Source organism: Enterococcus sp. DIV0167 (assembly GCF_050541555.1).
Lineage (GTDB): Bacteria > Bacillota > Bacilli > Lactobacillales > Enterococcaceae > Enterococcus > Enterococcus faecalis.
Genome location: NZ_CP172933.1, coordinates 2,564,719 through 2,582,148 on the forward strand (window position 1 = coordinate 2,564,719; position 17,430 = coordinate 2,582,148).

Below are 17,430 nucleotides of genomic sequence, written 5' to 3' on the forward strand. Positions count from 1 at the left end.
GTTCTTTTAATATCAATGATATCTCTTGGTTTTAAACATAAATTTCAACACTTTTTGACATCCGAAAGTGTTATTTAATGATTTTCGCGGCAAAATCGATTAATAAACAGCAAGAAAACGTCAAAAAGTAAGGGTTCAACTCTTACCTTTTGACGTTTTCTCCTAAATTCTTATAAATTTATCCGCGATTTCGGCGAAAAAATCTTCAAATTTCATTTAATGACAGCCGTTTTTGCGTTTGCTAGTCACTGCGCCTTACAACTTGCGGCGACGGGCGAATTCCACAAACTTAAATTTGTTTAAGCGGTGACGGGATTCCGTATAGCCAAAACAGCGAGTATCTTCCAAGTTCATGATACTGCGGACCACGACGACATGATTGCCTTCGACTTCACCAATCAGTTGCTTGTCCATCTCTGTGAGCGGTTCCACGGTAATCTCTTTCTGGGCGTAACTAATCGCCAAGCCAAGGTCGTTTTCCAAATAATCGAAAATCGAATCTTCGGCACGATGCTTCGGCAGTTCAGGGACAATCTCTTTAATCAAGTAATCAATATCTAAAATATCGACTTCCCCTTCAATCTCCCGTTGCCGAACTAAGCGCCAAACAGGGGCCCCTTCGGTCCAACCAGTCAACTGAGCCAAGTTGCGCTCTACAGGAATTTCTTCTAAGGAAACCACATGAGTATGACTTTCAATATGTTGCGTTTGTTGTAACTCCTTGTAACTGGTCACCCCTGAAATAGGAAAATTAAATTTTTTAAAGTTTAAGACAATCGAGCCTTTGCCTTGCTTTTTCTGAATGTAGCCAGCGTTAATCAGTAAATTCAAGGCTTTCCGAATTGTTTCACGGGAAACATTGTAAGTTTCCACTAATTGATTTTCACTAGGTAATAAATCGCCTGGCTGATAGTCGCCTTGGACAATTTGTTGTTCTAATTCTAAAAATATGTCATGAAACTTGTTCATGCCGATCCTCCTCTACCAACAATTTCTTTTCTAAAAGCATAGCATATTCCCTCCGAAAAACCTAGAGCTGGTCAGAAAAATCCCCCGCACTTTCTGCCTTGCTTACGCCACTGACTCCCCCAGCCAAACCACTGCTTGACCGCCTTTTTTTCGGACCCAGCGTAGTCGGTTGCAGCCACGTTGTAGAAAAGTTTTCCCAAGAATCTAGGGAAAATCCTTGTAATTCTGATTCGTTCATACTATACTGTAGTCAAACACAACATGTCTATACAAGTTTACAAGGAGGCGCCAAACATGACTATTTTAGAATTAACATTCGCACCGAACCAACTAACGACGACTTTTTTTAACCATAAATTGGAACCGCTTCACCAAAAATCGTTCCCTTTTGAAGCCTTGACTATCGAAGAAACGGTTCCTGAACTGTGCCAATTGATTGTGGCAGAGGCTGCGCCGATTCTGGGGGGAATTGTGGCTGATTTCCCAGCGGACTTCTTTTCGCCAGAGGAAACGTTGGCGCTGGTTCCGCAAGCGGTGATTCAAGCATTCGCGGAACAGTTGAACACGCCACTTTTAACGGCAGCCGAACAAGCGGCGGCACCGAATCTGCTGGCAGCATTTGAAGAAAAACGGCAGTATCTGGCTTGGCATTTGGACTATTATGGCTACGTGCCTGGGAAAAATGAATATGCGGTGGAGTCCCTGTTAACTGTCGGCAATGGCTTTTTAGGTTTGCGCGGCACAACCCCTGAGATGACGATTTCTGATGATCATTATCCAGCGACCTACATTGCGGGGCTTTATAATACAGCGGCTTCGGAAGTTGCGGGTCAAGTAGTGGAAAATGAAGATTTCGTCAATGCTCCTGACAACCAACACATCGCTTTAAAAATTGGCGATGCCACTGACTGGTTAACGATTTCTCCAGACACGCTACAACAATTACACCGTCAATTGAACTTGAAAACGGGATTGTTTGTCGCAGAAATGATTTTGAAAGATGCGGACAATCAGCAAATTAAATTAACCACGAAAAAAATCGCCAATATGGCACAGCCGAATGACTATCATCTGCAATATACGTTTGAGCCGTTAAACTTTTCAGCCCCGATTACTTTGAAAACCGTCACGGATGGCAGTGTCTACAACTATAACGTGGCGCGGTATCGCAACTTAACAGCGAAACATTTTCAGGTGACAGCATTAAGCGCGCAGGAAAACAAAACCGTGATTGAGGTTTGTACCAATCAATCCAACTTGAGTGTCCGAGAAACGGCCTTGATAACCGGTGATTTTTTTGAAAAAGAAGCCATTATGATTCAAGAAGAAGCGGAAAAAATCGCCCAAGTGGTGACCGTGATGGCGCACCAAGGCACGCGCTATACGCTAGAAAAACAAGTCTATGTGCAAGCCAGCCACGCCGAACAAAGTTGGCAAGTACCGTTTACGCCGAAGGACTCTTTTGCGGCCGCCGCTCAGGAAAGCGCCCGCGCTTGGCAAACTCTTTGGCAACAAGCCAACATTACCGTGACAGGCGATTTGATGTCTCAAAAACTTTTACGGATTCACAGTTATCACTTGCTGGCTTCGGCTTCGCCTTTTAGTAACCAAGCGCAAGCATTGGACGTCTCGATTACCGCCCGAGGCTTGCATGGTGAAGCGTATCGTGGACATATTTTCTGGGATGAAATTTTTATTTTACCTTTTTATATTCAACATTATCCTGACACGGCGAAACAATTGTTGCTGTATCGCTACCATCGATTAGAGAAGGCGAAGGAAAATGCGGCGGCTAGCCAGTATCGTGGCGCAATGTATCCGTGGCAATCAGGACGTGACGGGCGTGAAACCACGCAAAAACTTCACTTAAATCCGTTGAATGGACATTGGGGCGAGGATCATAGCATTCTGCAACGGCATGTGTCCTTGGCGATTGCTTACAATGCTTGGTTGTATTGGCATAGTACACAGGATCATGAATTTATGAAACAATATGGCGGCGAAATGTTGTTAGAAATCGCTCAATTTTGGAACAGCGCTGCGACGTTAGATGACGCAACAGGACGGTTCTTTATTGATAAAGTGATGGGACCTGATGAGTTTCACGAGGGCTATCCAGACCAAACGGAAAGCGGCTTGAAAAACAACGCCTATACGAATTTGATGGTGGTTTGGCTATTCGAAGAATTAACCAACATTTTGGCACTTTTCTCTGAGGAAGAACAGGCACAACTTTTTGCCAAAACGCAGACCACTTCGGCTGATTTAGCCCGCATGCAACAAATTCAAAATTCACTGGAAATTGAAGTTAATTCTGACGGCATTATTGCGCAATATGAAGGGTATTTCGGCTTAAAAGAGATTGACTGGGCAGCGATGAAAGAGAAATACGGCAATATTTACCGCATGGATCGAATTTTAAAAGCCGAAGGGGAATCCCCCGATGATTACAAAGTGGCGAAACAAGCCGACACGTTAATGTTGTTCTACAACTTAGACAAAACTCGGGTGGATCAAATTTTAGAAGATTTAGGGTATCAATTGCCTGCGGATTATTTGGAAAAAAATCTTTTGTATTATCTAAAACGGACGTCTCATGGTTCGACTTTGTCACGAATTGTTCATGCCCAATTGGCAGAAATGGCGCAATTCCATGAGCTATCTTGGCAACTTTATCAAGAAGCGTTGTATTCCGATTATCGTGACATTCAAGGTGGCACGACCGCTGAAGGGATTCATACAGGGGTCATGGCTGCGACGATTCACGTTACTTTAGCGACGTATGCAGGCGTTGACACGCGCCAGAACGAGTTATCAATTTGTCCAAACTTACCTGAACATTGGCAAGCGCTGGCCTTCCAGTTTATTCATCAAGGCGTGACGTATCAATTTTCATTAACACAAACCAGTGTCACGATTACAGCAGATAAAGATACACAATTATTGGTTCAGGGCGCGTTGATTCCGTTAACCGCCGAACGACCAAAAGAAGTACATTATCAATAAAGGAGCGAACCACAATGACGATTGGATTTATTTTTGATTTGGATGGTGTCATTACTGACACCGCCAAATTTCATTATCAAGCTTGGAAAGCGTTGGCCGATTCGCTAGGTATCCCCATTGACGAAACCTTCAACGAAACATTAAAAGGCATTAGTCGGATGGATTCCTTGGACCGCATTTTAGCCCATGGCCACCGTGAAAATGCGTTTACTCCAGCAGAAAAAGAAGCCTTAGCTCAGCAAAAAAATGACCACTACGTTCAATTATTAGAACATTTAACGACAGAAGATGTTTTACCTGGTGTCGTGCCATTGCTACAGCAAGCCCAAGCACGTCACATTCCCTGTGCCGTGGCTTCGGCTTCAAAAAACGCCCCCCTGATTTTGGAAAAATTAGGCGTGCGCGCGTACTTCGCCACAATTGTCGATCCCGACTCGTTAAGCAAAGGCAAACCTGATCCTGAAATCTTTTTAGCCGCCGCTGACAGTATTGGCGTGCTACCGCAAAACGCCATTGGCTTTGAGGATGCACAATCAGGCATTGACGGCTTGAAAGCCGCGGGCATCTATGCCGTCGGCTTGTCGGCCAGCCAACCCTTAATCGGAGCCGACATACAAGTCTCTGAAATGACTGAACTAAGCGTTGATGCACTGCTCAATCGCTAAAGAAGGACAAGAACCTTTAGCAGCAGGCACCTCTTTTCATCTACATTGTATCTATGCTAGAATGTAGATGAAAAGAGAGAGATGCGTCAACGTACCTCTCTAGTGTAGAGCCGTTTGAGACGGTGACCTTTTGGATTATTTAAAAATAACCGTGCTGGTCAAAGTTGACGGTTATTTTTTATTGTCATTACACTCCATTATTGGATTAAAAAGGATTGAGTTGAACGTGGTTCTGTGGTAGACTTTTATTAGAAACAAGTAGATGTTTCTTGATGATCAGGCATCATAATAACTCAATACTGAAATCGGAAGTAATAGCCGATAGTTGGCGAGCAACAGAAAAACTCGATATAGAATTGGACGTAGAGCCAATAGTTGGTGAGCAACAGAAAAACCTGAATTATATTTGAAGTTTAAAGAAGGCAAGCTAAGCTTGGCTTCTTTATTTATAGGAGAAACTAATGATTGAGAAAAAAGATTTTGACACAATTAGAAAGGCGTTCTTAATTTATGACACCAACTTCAATAATCATATGTTCACTTATACATATCAACATCGGAAAACAAAGAAATTGTTAGAAATGAACGTTCAATTTGAAGCTGGGAATTTTATGCATTTATGCGGAGTTGACTATTATCAAATAGATAAACAAGGGAGCTGTAAATTTCGTTTTAAGGCTACTCAATTTTACAGAGCTTTAAAAAATAATAAAGTTTCACTGCGCGGGATTAAACCTAAAGATGATGGAACCACAGGCCAAAAATTACAAGTAATTTCTCTATTAGAAATGCTTATTTCTCCAGGTGTACGAATATGCGATGGAGGAAAATTTTATAATTTACAGTATGAAAAAGCAATTCGTTCAGGCAAAATGATTGTGGCGTTAACATGTAAAGAGAATAACAAAAAGTACGTCCCACAATCTTTATTATCGTTAATAAATCAGCCACGAAAGAGCCAATCGAAATCTTTAACTGAATCCCATGAAGTAATTAAAATAAGTAAGTCTGAGCTGAATAGCACCTCAGTAATTGAAGTTTACGATAAATTTTAACAAAAAAGCGGGCTAAACAGACTATAGGCAAAGAGAAAAAGCCCAGAGGTTTTTCTCCTCTTTAACAGCTTTTAGGATTTCACGGATTAACGCTAAATTTATTCGTACTTTTCGGGAAAATATGCTATAATAAAAACGAAAAGAGAGATATGCGTCAACATACCTCTCTGATGTAGAGCCGTTTAAGACGGTGACTTTTTGAATTATTTAAAAATAACCGTACTCGGTCAAAGTTGACGGTTATTTTTTATTGTCATTTTTAAGCAATTTCACAATCAGTGCAATCAAAGCAATGGTAAACATACCAAACCCTAGGATCGTCTGAATTGTTTCATATGCTGACAAAAGGCCTCTCCTTTCCGTAAATTTTGGAAGTACGCTCATACGCACCACCTCACTTTCAGATTAGATAGCCACCGTGTTAACTTCTCTACACTTATAGTATATCATGAATACCTAATAAATATTCAGGTCGCAATATATTTTTTTAGATAAATGTGCTATAATGAAAACGAAAAGAGAGATATGCATCAACATACCTCTCTGATGTAGAGCCGTTTAAGACGGTGACCAATTTAGTTATAAAAAATAACCGTACTCGATCAAAGTAAACGGTTATTTTTTATTGTCATTTTTAACAGCTTTTTAGTTTCCAAGGACCAATACTTTACTATTAGCAACGAAGTTCACGGTCCTTTGTGCTTGTCTCCACGTTCATTTCTTTTGCTTATTGTTTAAATCCTACTAACGGAAAAATGAAATCAACGAATTTTATCCCCGCATAAAAACATAGGGCAAACATCAAAATCTTAATTAAGATTTTGACAATTGGTCGTTCAGTTATCTTTTTCATTTGTATACTCCTTTCCAATATTTTTAAAGCTCCAACCTTTTTAATCTTTTTGACATCTATATTTTATCTAATTATAATAAAACTCACAATAGAGGAAGCATCATTTTTTCATTTCCTTTTTATTCCTTGATTAGTAGTTCAATTTGTAAACATATCATTCTGATAAAATAGGAAAGGTGGTTGTTATAGTATCGAAACAAAATTATCTACAAAGAAAAAAACACTTCTTTATCTCCTGTTCACTTTTTTGACAGCCCTACCCAGCATAGAAGCATTAACTGGAATGAGCTTAATAGCTATAAAAAATAACGAAAAAGCCTTGATTATCTTTGATAGTGTACTATCTTTAATTATTATTATCGTGCTGTCAGTTTTCTATAAAAAAATAGTAAAGAAAAAAAAGCAAGCTATCTTTAAAAGTCTATTACTAGCTATTGGCATGTTCTTATTTTCTATTATTCTAAATTTACTTTTCTCACGCATTCCTACTCCAGAAAATCAACATTATATTAATGAAGTCCGAAATGTAGCACCTGTTTTAATGGCCCTTCATACTAGACTCTTTTCACCTATAATAGAAGAACTCCTGACTCGTGGCATTTTTATGAACTTATTTTTTATAAAAAACACCTCTCGAAGTGTCTTATGTAAAATATTTTTTTCTGGTCTTTTTTTTGGTCTTAGCCATGGACTATTACCATCAATTTCCATGCTTTTTTATTGTGGAATGGGCTGGGTTTTAGCCTCTACCTATTATTTCTGTAATAACAATCTCACGTATCCTCTTGCTATTCATTTGCTATTAAATAATTTATAATACACAAAAAAACCCGCCCACATCAGAAAAATGATGTGGCGGTTTTTTGTAATTATTTATTTTTTGTTTCAAATAACGGACTAACTGGTTTGTTTTCGTGGATACGTTTAATCGCATCTCCGATTAATTCACCAACGCTGACTTCGTCAATTTTAGCAATTTTACGATCATCAGATAGGTAAATAGAGTCTGTTACAACTAAGCGTTCAATTGCTGAATCTTCAATACGTTGTAAGGCTGGTCCTGATAAAACGGGATGTGTACAAGAAGCGTAAACGTCTTTTGCTCCGGCTTCTTTCAATGCGTTTGCAGCAAGAGAAATTGTCCCCGCTGTGTCAATCATGTCATCAATTAAGACACATGTTTTGCCTTCCACATGACCAATGATATTCATTACTTCTGCTACGTTCGCTTTTGGACGACGTTTGTCAATGATCGCAATTGGTGCTTTTAAGAATTCTGCCAATTTACGCGCACGCGTTACACCACCATGGTCAGGGGAAACGACAACGACGTCATCGCCTTGAATGCCGTGTTCGATGAAGTAATCGGCAATTAATGGTGCACCCATCAAATGATCCACTGGAATATCAAAGAATCCTTGAATTTGGACCGCATGTAAGTCCAATGTCAACATTCTTGTTGCGCCAGCTTTTTCAATCATGTTTGCAACAAGTTTAGCAGTGATTGGTTCCCGGGCACGTGCTTTACGGTCTTGACGTGCATACCCATAATAAGGCATAACCACGTTAATTGTTTTAGCACTCGCACGTTTTAACGCATCAATCATGATTAATAGTTCCATTAAGTTATCGTTAACAGGGCTACTTGTTGATTGAATGACGTAAACATGTGCACCACGAATACTTTCTTCAATATTCACTTGAATTTCGCCATCACTAAATTGTGTTACAGAGCACTTTCCTAGCTCCACACCCACAGCATCCGCAATTTTTTCTGCTAAGGGACGATTAGAGTTCAAAGAAAAGATTTTCAATCTTGGATCAAAATAATGTTTCGACATTAGAACCTCCACTTTCTATTTCAGCCAATTCGTTAAAACTGAACAATACTTTCCTTCTAAAATAATAGTAGTCCTAGCCAAATAAATCAAGAGATTTTCTGTATTTCATACAAGATATTCATCAAAAGTCGCTTTCTTCTAACTATTTTATCGTATTTGTCTAAAAAATGAGGATTATTTGAATAAAGAAAGGTACTCGCCATAGCCTTCTTTTTCTAAATCTGCCACTGGCACAAATCTCAAAGCTGCCGCATTAATGCAATAACGTAAGCCGCCTTCTTGGAGTGGGCCATCAGTGAAAACATGCCCTAAATGTGAATCTGCTTCTTGACTGCGAACTTCTACTCGGTGCATGCCGTGACTAAAATCAGCTTTTTCTTTGACGCCACGTTTTTCAATTGGTTTGGTAAAGGATGGCCAGCCGCAACCAGCATCGTATTTGTCCAGGGAGCTAAACAACGGCTCGCCACTAACAATGTCTACATAGATTCCGTCTTGGTAAAAGTCATCATATTCTCCTGAAAAAGGGCGTTCTGTTGCGTTTTCTTGTGTGACGGCATATTGAAGATCCGTCAAGGTTTGTTTTAATTCTTCTTCTGTTGGTTTTGTCATTCTGTCCACTCCTTTTCTTCTGTTCAATTTATTGGGTTCAATGATACCACGTTTGCCAAACAGGCACCTAATAGTTTGCATAGTAAAAGACAGTCCTTTCTCTTTTGACGAATGAAAAGGACTGTCTTTTATTAGTTGAATTCTTTTAGTAGTCGGGCTACTTTGGCAATTGGTAAGCCCATAATGGCGTAATAATCGCCGGCGATTGCTTCAATTAGTAATGCCCCTTGTCCTTGGATACCATAAGCGCCTGCTTTGTCGGCATATTCTGCGGTATCTAAGTACGCATGGATTTCCGTGTCTGTCAGTGGATAAAACGTAACGGTTGAATGAACTGTCGCGGAGCGCTCTTTTTCCCCTTGTTTCAACGTCACACTTGTATACACGTCATGTGTTTTGCCACTTAACAGGCGCAACATGCGATAACCGTCTTCCCGAGAAGTCGGTTTACCGAGGATTTCTCCCGCCAATGCCACAATTGTATCGCAGCCAATGACTAGTGCTTCGGGGGATTGTTCTGCTATAGCCGCTGCTTTTTGGGCAGCCATTTGCGCCACATATTCTGCTGGTAAGCCGTCTTTGCCAACAGTTTCATCGATATCGGCTGGTGCAATCGTAAAAGTTGGAACCACACGCTTTAATAACTCCTGACGGCGAGGAGATTGGGATGCTAAAATAATTTGCATAAATTGATGACGCCTCGTTTCTTTTTAATGGGGGTCTTGAATGCGTTTAAACATTCGTTCCATATCTGAATTCGTAAAATGAATCAGCACCGGACGTCCATGCGGACAATTAAACGGATTTTCGCACAAGGCTAAATCTTTTAATAGCACGCGTGCTTGTTGCTCATTGAGGTAATGATTGGCTTTGATGGATCGCTTACAGCTCATCATAATGGCAGTTGCTTCACGGAATTTTTTCACGCTGACCGAGCCAGTTGTTAGCAACATGTCAATCATCTCGCGAACAATGCTTTCCTCTTCGCCTGCAGGATACCAAGTTGGGTGCGCCCGCACAATGAAACTATTTTGTCCAAAGTCTTCCAAATGGATGCCGACTTCCGCAAGGGTTTCTTTCTGCTCTTTAATTTTCAAGGCATCGCTATTTGGATAATCAATAACGATTGGTACCAATAGTTCTTGTAAATCATCACTGACTTCGCCAATTTTTTCACGGAAGTACTCGTATTTAATTCGTTCTTGGGCAGCGTGTTGGTCGATAATAAACAGGCCATCTTTGCTTTGTGCGAATAAATAAGTTCCGTGCATTTGACCGAAGTATTCTAGCTCAGGAAAACGTTCTGTCGGTCGTTCTTCTTCCAACTTGTTCAGGGCTTGTTTCAGTTCTCTTTGGCTCGCAGCGCTATTGGCATCGAATTCTGGGTGAAGTTTCATTTCTTCTTGGAAAACCTCGTCAGCAGCCTCTGATGAACGCAGAGAAGGTTCTGAATCAGGCACTTCAGTTATTTTCGTTTCTTCGGCTATTACCTGTTGCTCATTACTAGCTGTTTCCCAATGATTTGCGGAATCAGCAGCTGCCGAAGAGGTTTCGTAAGCTGACGTTTCTTCCGCTACACTCGTTGATTCTGGCACTGGCGGCGCAAATGGGTCGTCCATTGGATCCACTGCTCTTTCTGTCTGGTTGACAGTTTCAGGGGCGCTTGAGACTGGTGTTTCGTCTGTCGCATGTTCCGCATAGAAGCGACCCGTTGCAGGATTATAGCTTAAGCTGCCCGGTCGTTGTTTTACCGCAGGTTGTTCAGTCGATAAAGGAATTTCCATTTGTTCGGCTTTAGGTTCTGGCGGTAGTTTCTTTTTAAAACGCAAATTGTCTGCCGCATTGGGAATCAACTGTTCTTGGCTCAACACTTCTTGAATCGCCTGTTCAATTAATGCCATTAAATCTTTTTCTTTACTTAAACGAACTTCTTGCTTAGTAGGATGGACATTGACATCGACTAACAGCGGATCCATTTCAATTTCTAACACAGCAATTGGAAAACGCCCCACCATTAGTTTCGAACCATAGCCGGCTACAATTGCTTTATTTAACGCGAAATTTTTAATATAACGACCATTGATAATCGTTGATAAATAGTTGCGGCTGGCCCGTGTGACTTCTGGCAATGAAACATACCCTGTCAAAGTAAAATCAAGGTCTTTTCCTTCAATTTTCAACATTTTCTTTGCGGTACTAATGCCATAAATCCCGGCAATCGTTTGTTTTAAATCACCATTGCCTGTTGTACTCATCATTTTGTGGCCGTCATGAACCAAGCGAAAAGCGACTTTAGGGTGGCTTAACGCCAGACGATTGACAATGTCACCAATATTGGCCAATTCTGTTTGGATCGTTTTGACGTATTTCAAACGAGCGGGCGTATTATAAAATAAATTGGAAACGGTCATTTTTGTGCCTTTACGGAGGGCTGCTGGTCGGTTTTCTTCGACCTTGCCCCCTTTTAGAATCACATAGCTGCCTTCTTCTTCCTCAGCTGTGGCAGTTTCGACAATCATTTCAGAAACTGAGGCAATACTTGGTAAGGCTTCGCCTCGGAACCCCAAGCTGCGAATTCGGAACAAATCATCTCTTGTATGAATTTTGCTTGTGGCATGGCGCTTGAAGGCATTCAGTACATCTTCTTTGGCAATTCCTTCACCATTATCAATAATTTGAATGGTTTTCAAGCCAGCTTCTTCAATAAAAATATCAATTTGGGTGCTTCCTGCATCCAATGCATTTTCCACTAATTCTTTGACGACAGAAGCGGGACGTTCAACAACTTCACCAGCAGCAATCTGGTTGGCTAGTTGTTCGGATAGTTCTTGAATTTTCCCCATTTCACGACCTCCTAACCGGTTCGGTTCCTAATTAGATACGTTTTTGCAATTGATGAAGCATGTTTAACGCATCTAGTGGTGTCATTTCTAATAGATTCATTTTCTTCAATGTGTCAATGACACTTAATTCTTCTGTTGAAACTTCTTTAAATAATGAAAGTTGCTCGGTTTCTTCATGGACTTCTGAAACTTCTTCATGATGAACTGAACTTGGAATCGTTGTTTCTTCCGCTTCTAAAGCGGATAAAATGGTGGCTGCTCGTTCTAAAAGCGAGCTTGGTAAACCAGCGATTTTAGCAACATGTATCCCATAGCTCTTATCAGCAGGTCCTTCCATCATTTTATGAAGAAAGACCACTTCGCCATCTTTTTCGACAGCGCCCACGTGAATATTCTTCAAGCCTTTTAAGGTTTCATCTAGAACAGTTAGTTCATGATAATGTGTAGAGAATAACGTTTTGGCTTGTACTTCACGATGGATATATTCAATGATGGCTTGCGCTAGCGCCATTCCATCATAGGTTGCCGTGCCGCGTCCTAATTCATCAAATAAAATTAGGCTGTTAGGCGTGGCGTGCCGCAGTGCTTGGTTGGCTTCCATCATTTCTACCATAAAGGTACTTTGCCCTGCAATTAAGTCATCAGAGGCCCCAATCCGTGTAAAAATTTGATCAAAAATTGGCATTTCAGCACTTTCCGCTGGTACAAAACAGCCAATTTGCGCCATGACCACCGTCAAAGCCAATTGACGCATGTAGGTACTTTTCCCTGACATGTTTGGTCCAGTAATCAAGAGAATATCTGTTTCTGGGTTCATGCGGATACTGTTTGGAATGTATTCTTGATGCCCTAAAACTTTTTCCACGACTGGGTGTCGTCCTTCGACAATCGCCAAATTTTTCGTGTTACTTCTTAACGTTGGTCGAACGTATTGATACCGTTCACTAATTGTTGCAAAAGATTGTAAAACATCAACCGCACTAATGGTTTTAGCCAGTGTTTGCAACCGATCAATATTCGTTTTCACTTGTTCTCTCACGGCCAAGAACAAGTGATATTCTAGTTCAACTGATTTTTCTTCAGCTTCTAAGATTAAACGCTCTAATTCTTTTAGTTCTGGCGTAATAAAGCGCTCCGCATTAGCTAATGTTTGCTTACGCTCGTATTTTCCTTCTTCTAAATTCGCTAAATTTGACTTAGTGATTTCAATGAAATAACCAAAGACCCGATTGTAACCAATCTTCAAGTTTTTAATCCCTGTTTCTTGGCGTTCTTTCGCTTCTAACTCCGCTAACCATTGCTTACCATTGCGCATGGCATCACGGTATTCATCTAATTGGTCGTTATAGCCGTCTTTGATAACATTTCCTTCAGTAATTTGTAAGGGGGCTTCTTCATTAATCGCCGTCGCAATCAATGCCACTAAATCTTCAACGGGGTTTAAGTCGACTAACAAATCATCCCATTCCCCTTGATTGATCCCGACAATTAACTGTCGAATCGTTGGTACTTGTTCTAAAGAGGTCCGTAATTGAATTAAATCACGCCCATTCACACTGCCGAATGCCACGCGTCCTGCTAACCGCTCTAAATCATAAACGTTCGTCAATGCTGCTTGCAAATCCAAGCGTTCAAAATAGGCATTTAATAAGGATTGCACCATTTCTTGACGCGCCTTAATTTGACGTTCCTGAATTAGCGGACGATCCAACCATTGTTTCAACAAACGGCCGCCCATAGCTGTTTTCGTTTCATCTAATAGCCACAATAGAGTCCCTTTTTTCTGTCCTGTTCGAATCGACTGACTCAATTCTAAATTGAATTTAGAATAATGATCCATTTTCAAGAAATGATCTGGCTGATATTCCACAGCTTTCTGAATATGGGACAAGCTCCGCTTTTGGGTAACGGATAAATAAGATAATAATTTGCCTGTAATTTCAATTTCTAATGGATTAATCAGTTCATTGGTTAAAAAACTAAACTCGGCATTTTCTTCCACCGTTTCTTGTGTCGAAAAGATAATATTTAAACGTAAACTTAAGTTCTCTTTTAACGATTCAGGAATCCCTGAACCTAGGACCATTTCTTTTGTTTGCAACGCAGAAGCTTCGTTTAAAACGCCCTCTTCATCAGCCAAGACTGCTGTTTTTAATTCGCCTGTACTCAAGTCTACATAGGCAAAACCGAACTGATTACCATCTGTTAGCACAGCGGTTAAGTAATTATTGTCTTTGGCTTCCAAGCCTTTACTATTCATCACCGTTCCTGGCGTTACCAACTGGACCACTTCTCGTTTGACCATGCCCTTGGTAGTCTTTGGATCTTCCACTTGCTCACAAATCGCTACTTTATAGCCTTGCTCAATCAACGTATCAATGTAGCCTTGCGCGGCATGATAAGGAACGCCACACATAGGAATCGGATCATCCGCATTGCGGTTACGACTGGTTAACGTCAATTCTAAGATTTGCGCTGCATTGATAGCATCTTCATAAAATAATTCATAAAAATCACCTAAGCGATAAAATAAAAACGCATCCTTGTATTGGGCCTTAATGGATAAATATTGTTCCATCATGGGTGTATTTTTTGTCTTTTGTGGCATTTAATTCCCTTCCTTCTCTAGCTCTTCGTTCACGCGGTATTGAATGAGCGCCGTGACATGTTGGACTAAGTCATTGGCTTCGATCAGTTGTTCGCGGTAGGCTACAACGAGTGGGTGCTCATCAAATTCTTTTGTTTTCGCATCAGCTCGTTGAATGGCTTCTTTTTCAGCAGTTGGTTTGCCATAGTGAGCAAATTGAACCGCATCTTTTTGCGCAGCTTTAATTTCTTCCACTAATTCTGTCAGCTTTTTGTTTTTCTTTACCTTTTCTTCAATCGCTTGGTAGCGCTGAATGACTTCATCTTGTCCAATTAAATGTAGCAATTTTTCTAATTCTTTATTACTTTGTGCATCTAAATTCAACGGCTCCATTTTTTCACCTCCATCTTTCACCGGCACTTTTTCTATAAGAGCAGAAAAAGTTAACCTCTTAATGATCCGAGATTAACTTTTCTTCTATTATTCTTGAAACGGGCGATCTTCGCTAATCTGAATCGGCTCAATCATCTTCGCTTGGCCCGTTTGGTCATCAATCTCTAAAATACAGGCAGATAAAATCGTCCGACCTGTTTCGACTACCTCAAAGCGCTTCGGCAATGCTGTCATAAACTTCTCAATAATCGGTTCACGCTTCATTCCTAGAATCCCATCATAAGGTCCGGTCATACCGACATCACTTAAGAAGGCTGTCCCTTTCGGTAAAATCCGAGCGTCATTTGTTTGAACATGCGTATGTGTTCCAACAACGGCTGAAACTTGGCCATCTAAAAACCAGCTCATGGCTTGTTTTTCACTCGTCGTTTCGCCATGAAAATCCACAAAAATGAGCGGTGTCCGTTTGCGAGCGATAGCCACTAGCTCGGCGGCTTTCTTGAAAGGATCTTCCAATGGCACCATAAATGTGCGGGCCTGTAAATTAATCACCGCTAGTTCCAATTGATTGACTTTCACAAAAACCATTCCTTGACCAGGCACATCTTCTGGAAAGTTCGCTGGACGAACCATTTTCTTCGCATCATCAATGAATTCAAAGATATCCTTGTTGTCCCACGTATGGTTACCCATCGTAACAACATCGACACCATCTTGCAAAAATTTCTTATAAATCTTGCCAGTAATTCCCCGACCAGATGCCGCATTTTCACCATTGGCAATGGTCACTTGTGGACGATATTTTTTCTTTAATTTAGGGACATACGTTGCTAAGGCTTCTCTTCCTAAAGAACCGACAACATCTCCTATAAATAATATACGCAAAAAGGTTCCTCTTCTCTTTTTAACATCTCTTGTTTATTATAGTTGTTTTCGCTTTGAAAAGAAAGTTTTGGTTTTAAAAGATTAAAAAAAGTGTCTCAACGAACAATCCTTGCAATTGTTCGTTGAGACACTACACGCGATACTTATTCGCTTTTTATTTTATTTCGCATAGTCTACGGCACGTGTTTCACGGATAACCGTTACTTTGATATGTCCTGGATAATCCAAGTCATCTTCAATTTTCTTCCGAATGTCTCGAACTAAACGAACAGATTCTAAATCAGAAATTTCTTCTGGTTTCACCATGACACGAACTTCACGTCCTGCTTGAACAGCAAAACTTGAATCAACGCCTTCAAAACTATTAGAAATATTTTCTAAGTTTTCTAAGCGGCGAATGTAGTTTTCTAACGATTCACTACGTGCACCTGGACGGGCTGCAGATAACGCATCTGCGGCTGCCACTAAAACAGAAATAACTGAGGTTGCTTCCACATCACCATGATGCGAGGCAATGGCATTAATAACTACTGAATTTTCTTTATATTTCGCAGCTAATTCTGCGCCAATCTCAACGTGAGAACCTTCAATTTCATGATCCAATGCTTTCCCAATATCATGTAGTAAACCTGCACGTTTGGCTAATTGAACATCTTCGCCTAATTCGGCGGCTAAAACGCCAGCCAGTTTTGCTACTTCGATTGAGTGGTTCAAGACATTTTGACCATAACTTGTTCTGAAACGTAAACGGCCTAAAATTTTAATTAAATCAGGATGTAACGTATGAGCACCTACTTCAAAGGCTGCTTGTTCTCCGTATTCACGAATCCGTTCATCCATTTCTTTACGTGATTTTTCTACCATTTCTTCGATACGAGCGGGATGAATCCGACCATCTTGGATTAATTTTTCCAAGGTCATTCGAGCGATTTCTCGTCTGATTGGATCAAATCCGGATAACACAACCGCTTCTGGCGTATCATCAATGATTAAGTCAATCCCTGTTAATGTTTCCAATGTACGAATATTACGTCCTTCACGACCAATAATGCGACCTTTCATCTCATCATTTGGTAAAGTGACCACGGAAACAGTTGTTTCAGAAACAGAATCGGCGGCGCAACGTTGAATTGCTAGGGAAAGCAAGTTCTTCGCTTTGCGATCAGATTCTTCTTTGGCACGTTGTTCTGACTCCTTGACCATCAAGGTTAGTTCATGATTCAACTCTTCTTCTGTTGACTTCATAATAATCGATTTTGCTTCTTCTTTTGAAAGGGAAGCAATTCGTTCTAATTCTTGATGTTGCTGATTAATTAAGTTTTCTACTTCTTTTTCTCGCTCATCAATTAATTGCTGTCTAGCACCAAGTTTCTCTTCTTTTTCTTCCAGTGAGCCTTCACGTTTTTCAAGAGAGTCATCTTTACGATCCAACGTTTGTTCCCGTTGAATTAAACGATTTTCTTGAGATTTAAGTTCTAATCTGCTTTCTTTCAACTCACTTTCAATTTCTGAACGATACTTCTGGTTCTCTTCCTTAGCTTCTAGCAATGCTTCTTTTTTCAGTGTTTCTGATTCTTTCCGAGCGTTCTCGAGAATACTCGACGCTGAAATTTTTGCACCATTTATTGCTTTATCATGACGTGACTTTGCAATAACAAATCCTAAACCAAGACCGACAATCAAACCGACGATAGCGAGGAGAATATTTAAAACCATATTTC

Annotated in this window: 15 protein-coding genes; 4 read left to right on the forward strand and 11 right to left on the reverse strand. The window is 40.5% G+C overall.

Annotation, left to right across the window (positions count from 1 at the left end; translation table 11 throughout):
• Window positions 1–255: 255 nt before the first annotated feature.
• Window positions 256–969 (reverse strand): trehalose operon repressor, encoded by a 714-nt coding sequence (gene treR, locus IGM09_RS12315; RefSeq protein ID WP_002354877.1) that lies wholly within the window; start codon window positions 967–969, stop codon window positions 256–258.
• Window positions 970–1,230: 261 nt separating this feature from the next.
• On the opposite strand from treR, the gene IGM09_RS12320 reads away from it, so the two are divergent.
• The 3 genes from IGM09_RS12320 (at window position 1,231) to IGM09_RS12330 (ending at window position 5,695) form a co-directional block, all read left to right on the forward strand.
• Window positions 1,231–3,975 carry a glycoside hydrolase family 65 protein gene (locus IGM09_RS12320; RefSeq protein ID WP_016617405.1) on the forward strand — a complete coding sequence of 915 codons (2,745 nt, stop codon included), beginning with the start codon at window positions 1,231–1,233 and terminating at the stop codon, window positions 3,973–3,975.
• Between the two features lie 14 nt (window positions 3,976–3,989).
• Entirely contained in the window at window positions 3,990–4,640 is a 651-nt protein-coding gene (gene pgmB / locus IGM09_RS12325; protein WP_016617406.1) for a beta-phosphoglucomutase, read from the forward strand.
• Between the two features lie 461 nt (window positions 4,641–5,101).
• Window positions 5,102–5,695: a PBECR4 domain-containing protein gene (locus IGM09_RS12330; RefSeq protein ID WP_010706987.1), complete on the forward strand. Its 594-nt coding sequence runs from the start codon at window positions 5,102–5,104 to the stop codon at window positions 5,693–5,695.
• A gap of 240 nt (window positions 5,696–5,935) precedes the next feature.
• On the opposite strand, the gene pepG1 is transcribed toward IGM09_RS12330, so the two are convergent.
• Window positions 5,936–6,079, reverse strand: a complete 144-nt coding sequence (gene pepG1, locus IGM09_RS12335) for a type I toxin-antitoxin system toxin PepG1 (protein WP_002392696.1) — start codon at window positions 6,077–6,079, stop codon at window positions 5,936–5,938.
• A gap of 343 nt (window positions 6,080–6,422) precedes the next feature.
• A complete protein-coding gene (locus IGM09_RS12340) occupies window positions 6,423–6,548 on the reverse strand; it encodes a hypothetical protein (protein ID WP_002383214.1) in 126 nt (41 codons plus the stop codon).
• A gap of 283 nt (window positions 6,549–6,831) precedes the next feature.
• Here IGM09_RS12340 and IGM09_RS12345 point away from each other — a divergent pair, with 283 nt between their 5' ends.
• Window positions 6,832–7,365 carry a CPBP family intramembrane glutamic endopeptidase gene (locus IGM09_RS12345; protein WP_002385180.1) on the forward strand — a complete coding sequence of 178 codons (534 nt, stop codon included), beginning with the start codon at window positions 6,832–6,834 and terminating at the stop codon, window positions 7,363–7,365.
• 52 nt (window positions 7,366–7,417) lie between these two features.
• On the opposite strand, the gene IGM09_RS12350 is transcribed toward IGM09_RS12345, so the two are convergent.
• The 8 genes from IGM09_RS12350 to rny all read right to left on the reverse strand — a co-directional run bounded on the left by IGM09_RS12350 (window position 7,418) and on the right by rny (window position 17,425).
• The gene (locus tag IGM09_RS12350; RefSeq protein WP_002381060.1) at window positions 7,418–8,389 is read right to left on the reverse strand and encodes a ribose-phosphate diphosphokinase; all 972 of its coding nucleotides are present in this window, start codon (window positions 8,387–8,389) and stop codon (window positions 7,418–7,420) included.
• A 174-nt stretch (window positions 8,390–8,563) separates the two neighbouring features.
• The gene (msrB, locus tag IGM09_RS12355; protein WP_002354871.1) at window positions 8,564–9,001 is read right to left on the reverse strand and encodes a peptide-methionine (R)-S-oxide reductase MsrB; all 438 of its coding nucleotides are present in this window, start codon (window positions 8,999–9,001) and stop codon (window positions 8,564–8,566) included.
• A gap of 131 nt (window positions 9,002–9,132) precedes the next feature.
• Window positions 9,133–9,687 (reverse strand): Maf family protein, encoded by a 555-nt coding sequence (locus IGM09_RS12360; protein WP_002354869.1) that lies wholly within the window; start codon window positions 9,685–9,687, stop codon window positions 9,133–9,135.
• A 24-nt stretch (window positions 9,688–9,711) separates the two neighbouring features.
• On the reverse strand, window positions 9,712–11,844 hold the full coding sequence (mutL, locus tag IGM09_RS12365) for a DNA mismatch repair endonuclease MutL (RefSeq protein ID WP_010713705.1): 2,133 nt from the start codon (window positions 11,842–11,844) through the stop codon (window positions 9,712–9,714).
• A 31-nt stretch (window positions 11,845–11,875) separates the two neighbouring features.
• On the reverse strand, window positions 11,876–14,452 hold the full coding sequence (gene mutS, locus IGM09_RS12370) for a DNA mismatch repair protein MutS (protein WP_033625193.1): 2,577 nt from the start codon (window positions 14,450–14,452) through the stop codon (window positions 11,876–11,878).
• Window positions 14,453–14,824, reverse strand: coding sequence for a RicAFT regulatory complex protein RicA family protein (locus IGM09_RS12375; RefSeq protein ID WP_002354866.1), 372 nt, complete (start codon window positions 14,822–14,824; stop codon window positions 14,453–14,455). It lies immediately after the preceding gene.
• Between the two features lie 87 nt (window positions 14,825–14,911).
• Window positions 14,912–15,709: a TIGR00282 family metallophosphoesterase gene (locus IGM09_RS12380; protein ID WP_002354864.1), complete on the reverse strand. Its 798-nt coding sequence runs from the start codon at window positions 15,707–15,709 to the stop codon at window positions 14,912–14,914.
• A gap of 159 nt (window positions 15,710–15,868) precedes the next feature.
• Window positions 15,869–17,425, reverse strand: a complete 1,557-nt coding sequence (rny, locus tag IGM09_RS12385) for a ribonuclease Y (protein ID WP_002354863.1) — start codon at window positions 17,423–17,425, stop codon at window positions 15,869–15,871.
• Between the last annotated feature and the right edge of the window lie 5 nt (window positions 17,426–17,430).

Excerpts from the sequence above, each read along its gene's own strand:
- treR (WP_002354877.1), bottom strand. The coding sequence starts at position 969 with ATGAACAAGTTTCATGACATATTTTTAGAATTAGAACAACAAATTGTC.
- IGM09_RS12320 (WP_016617405.1), top strand. The coding sequence starts at position 1,231 with ATGTCTATACAAGTTTACAAGGAGGCGCCAAACATGACTATTTTAGAA.
- pgmB (WP_016617406.1), top strand. The coding sequence starts at position 3,990 with ATGACGATTGGATTTATTTTTGATTTGGATGGTGTCATTACTGACACC.
- IGM09_RS12330 (WP_010706987.1), top strand. The coding sequence starts at position 5,102 with ATGATTGAGAAAAAAGATTTTGACACAATTAGAAAGGCGTTCTTAATT.
- pepG1 (WP_002392696.1), bottom strand. The coding sequence starts at position 6,079 with ATGAGCGTACTTCCAAAATTTACGGAAAGGAGAGGCCTTTTGTCAGCA.
- IGM09_RS12340 (WP_002383214.1), bottom strand. The coding sequence starts at position 6,548 with ATGAAAAAGATAACTGAACGACCAATTGTCAAAATCTTAATTAAGATT.
- IGM09_RS12345 (WP_002385180.1), top strand. The coding sequence starts at position 6,832 with ATGAGCTTAATAGCTATAAAAAATAACGAAAAAGCCTTGATTATCTTT.
- IGM09_RS12350 (WP_002381060.1), bottom strand. The coding sequence starts at position 8,389 with ATGTCGAAACATTATTTTGATCCAAGATTGAAAATCTTTTCTTTGAAC.
- msrB (WP_002354871.1), bottom strand. The coding sequence starts at position 9,001 with ATGACAAAACCAACAGAAGAAGAATTAAAACAAACCTTGACGGATCTT.
- IGM09_RS12360 (WP_002354869.1), bottom strand. The coding sequence starts at position 9,687 with ATGCAAATTATTTTAGCATCCCAATCTCCTCGCCGTCAGGAGTTATTA.
- mutL (WP_010713705.1), bottom strand. The coding sequence starts at position 11,844 with ATGGGGAAAATTCAAGAACTATCCGAACAACTAGCCAACCAGATTGCT.
- mutS (WP_033625193.1), bottom strand. The coding sequence starts at position 14,452 with ATGCCACAAAAGACAAAAAATACACCCATGATGGAACAATATTTATCC.
- IGM09_RS12375 (WP_002354866.1), bottom strand. The coding sequence starts at position 14,824 with ATGGAGCCGTTGAATTTAGATGCACAAAGTAATAAAGAATTAGAAAAA.
- rny (WP_002354863.1), bottom strand. The coding sequence starts at position 17,425 with ATGGTTTTAAATATTCTCCTCGCTATCGTCGGTTTGATTGTCGGTCTT.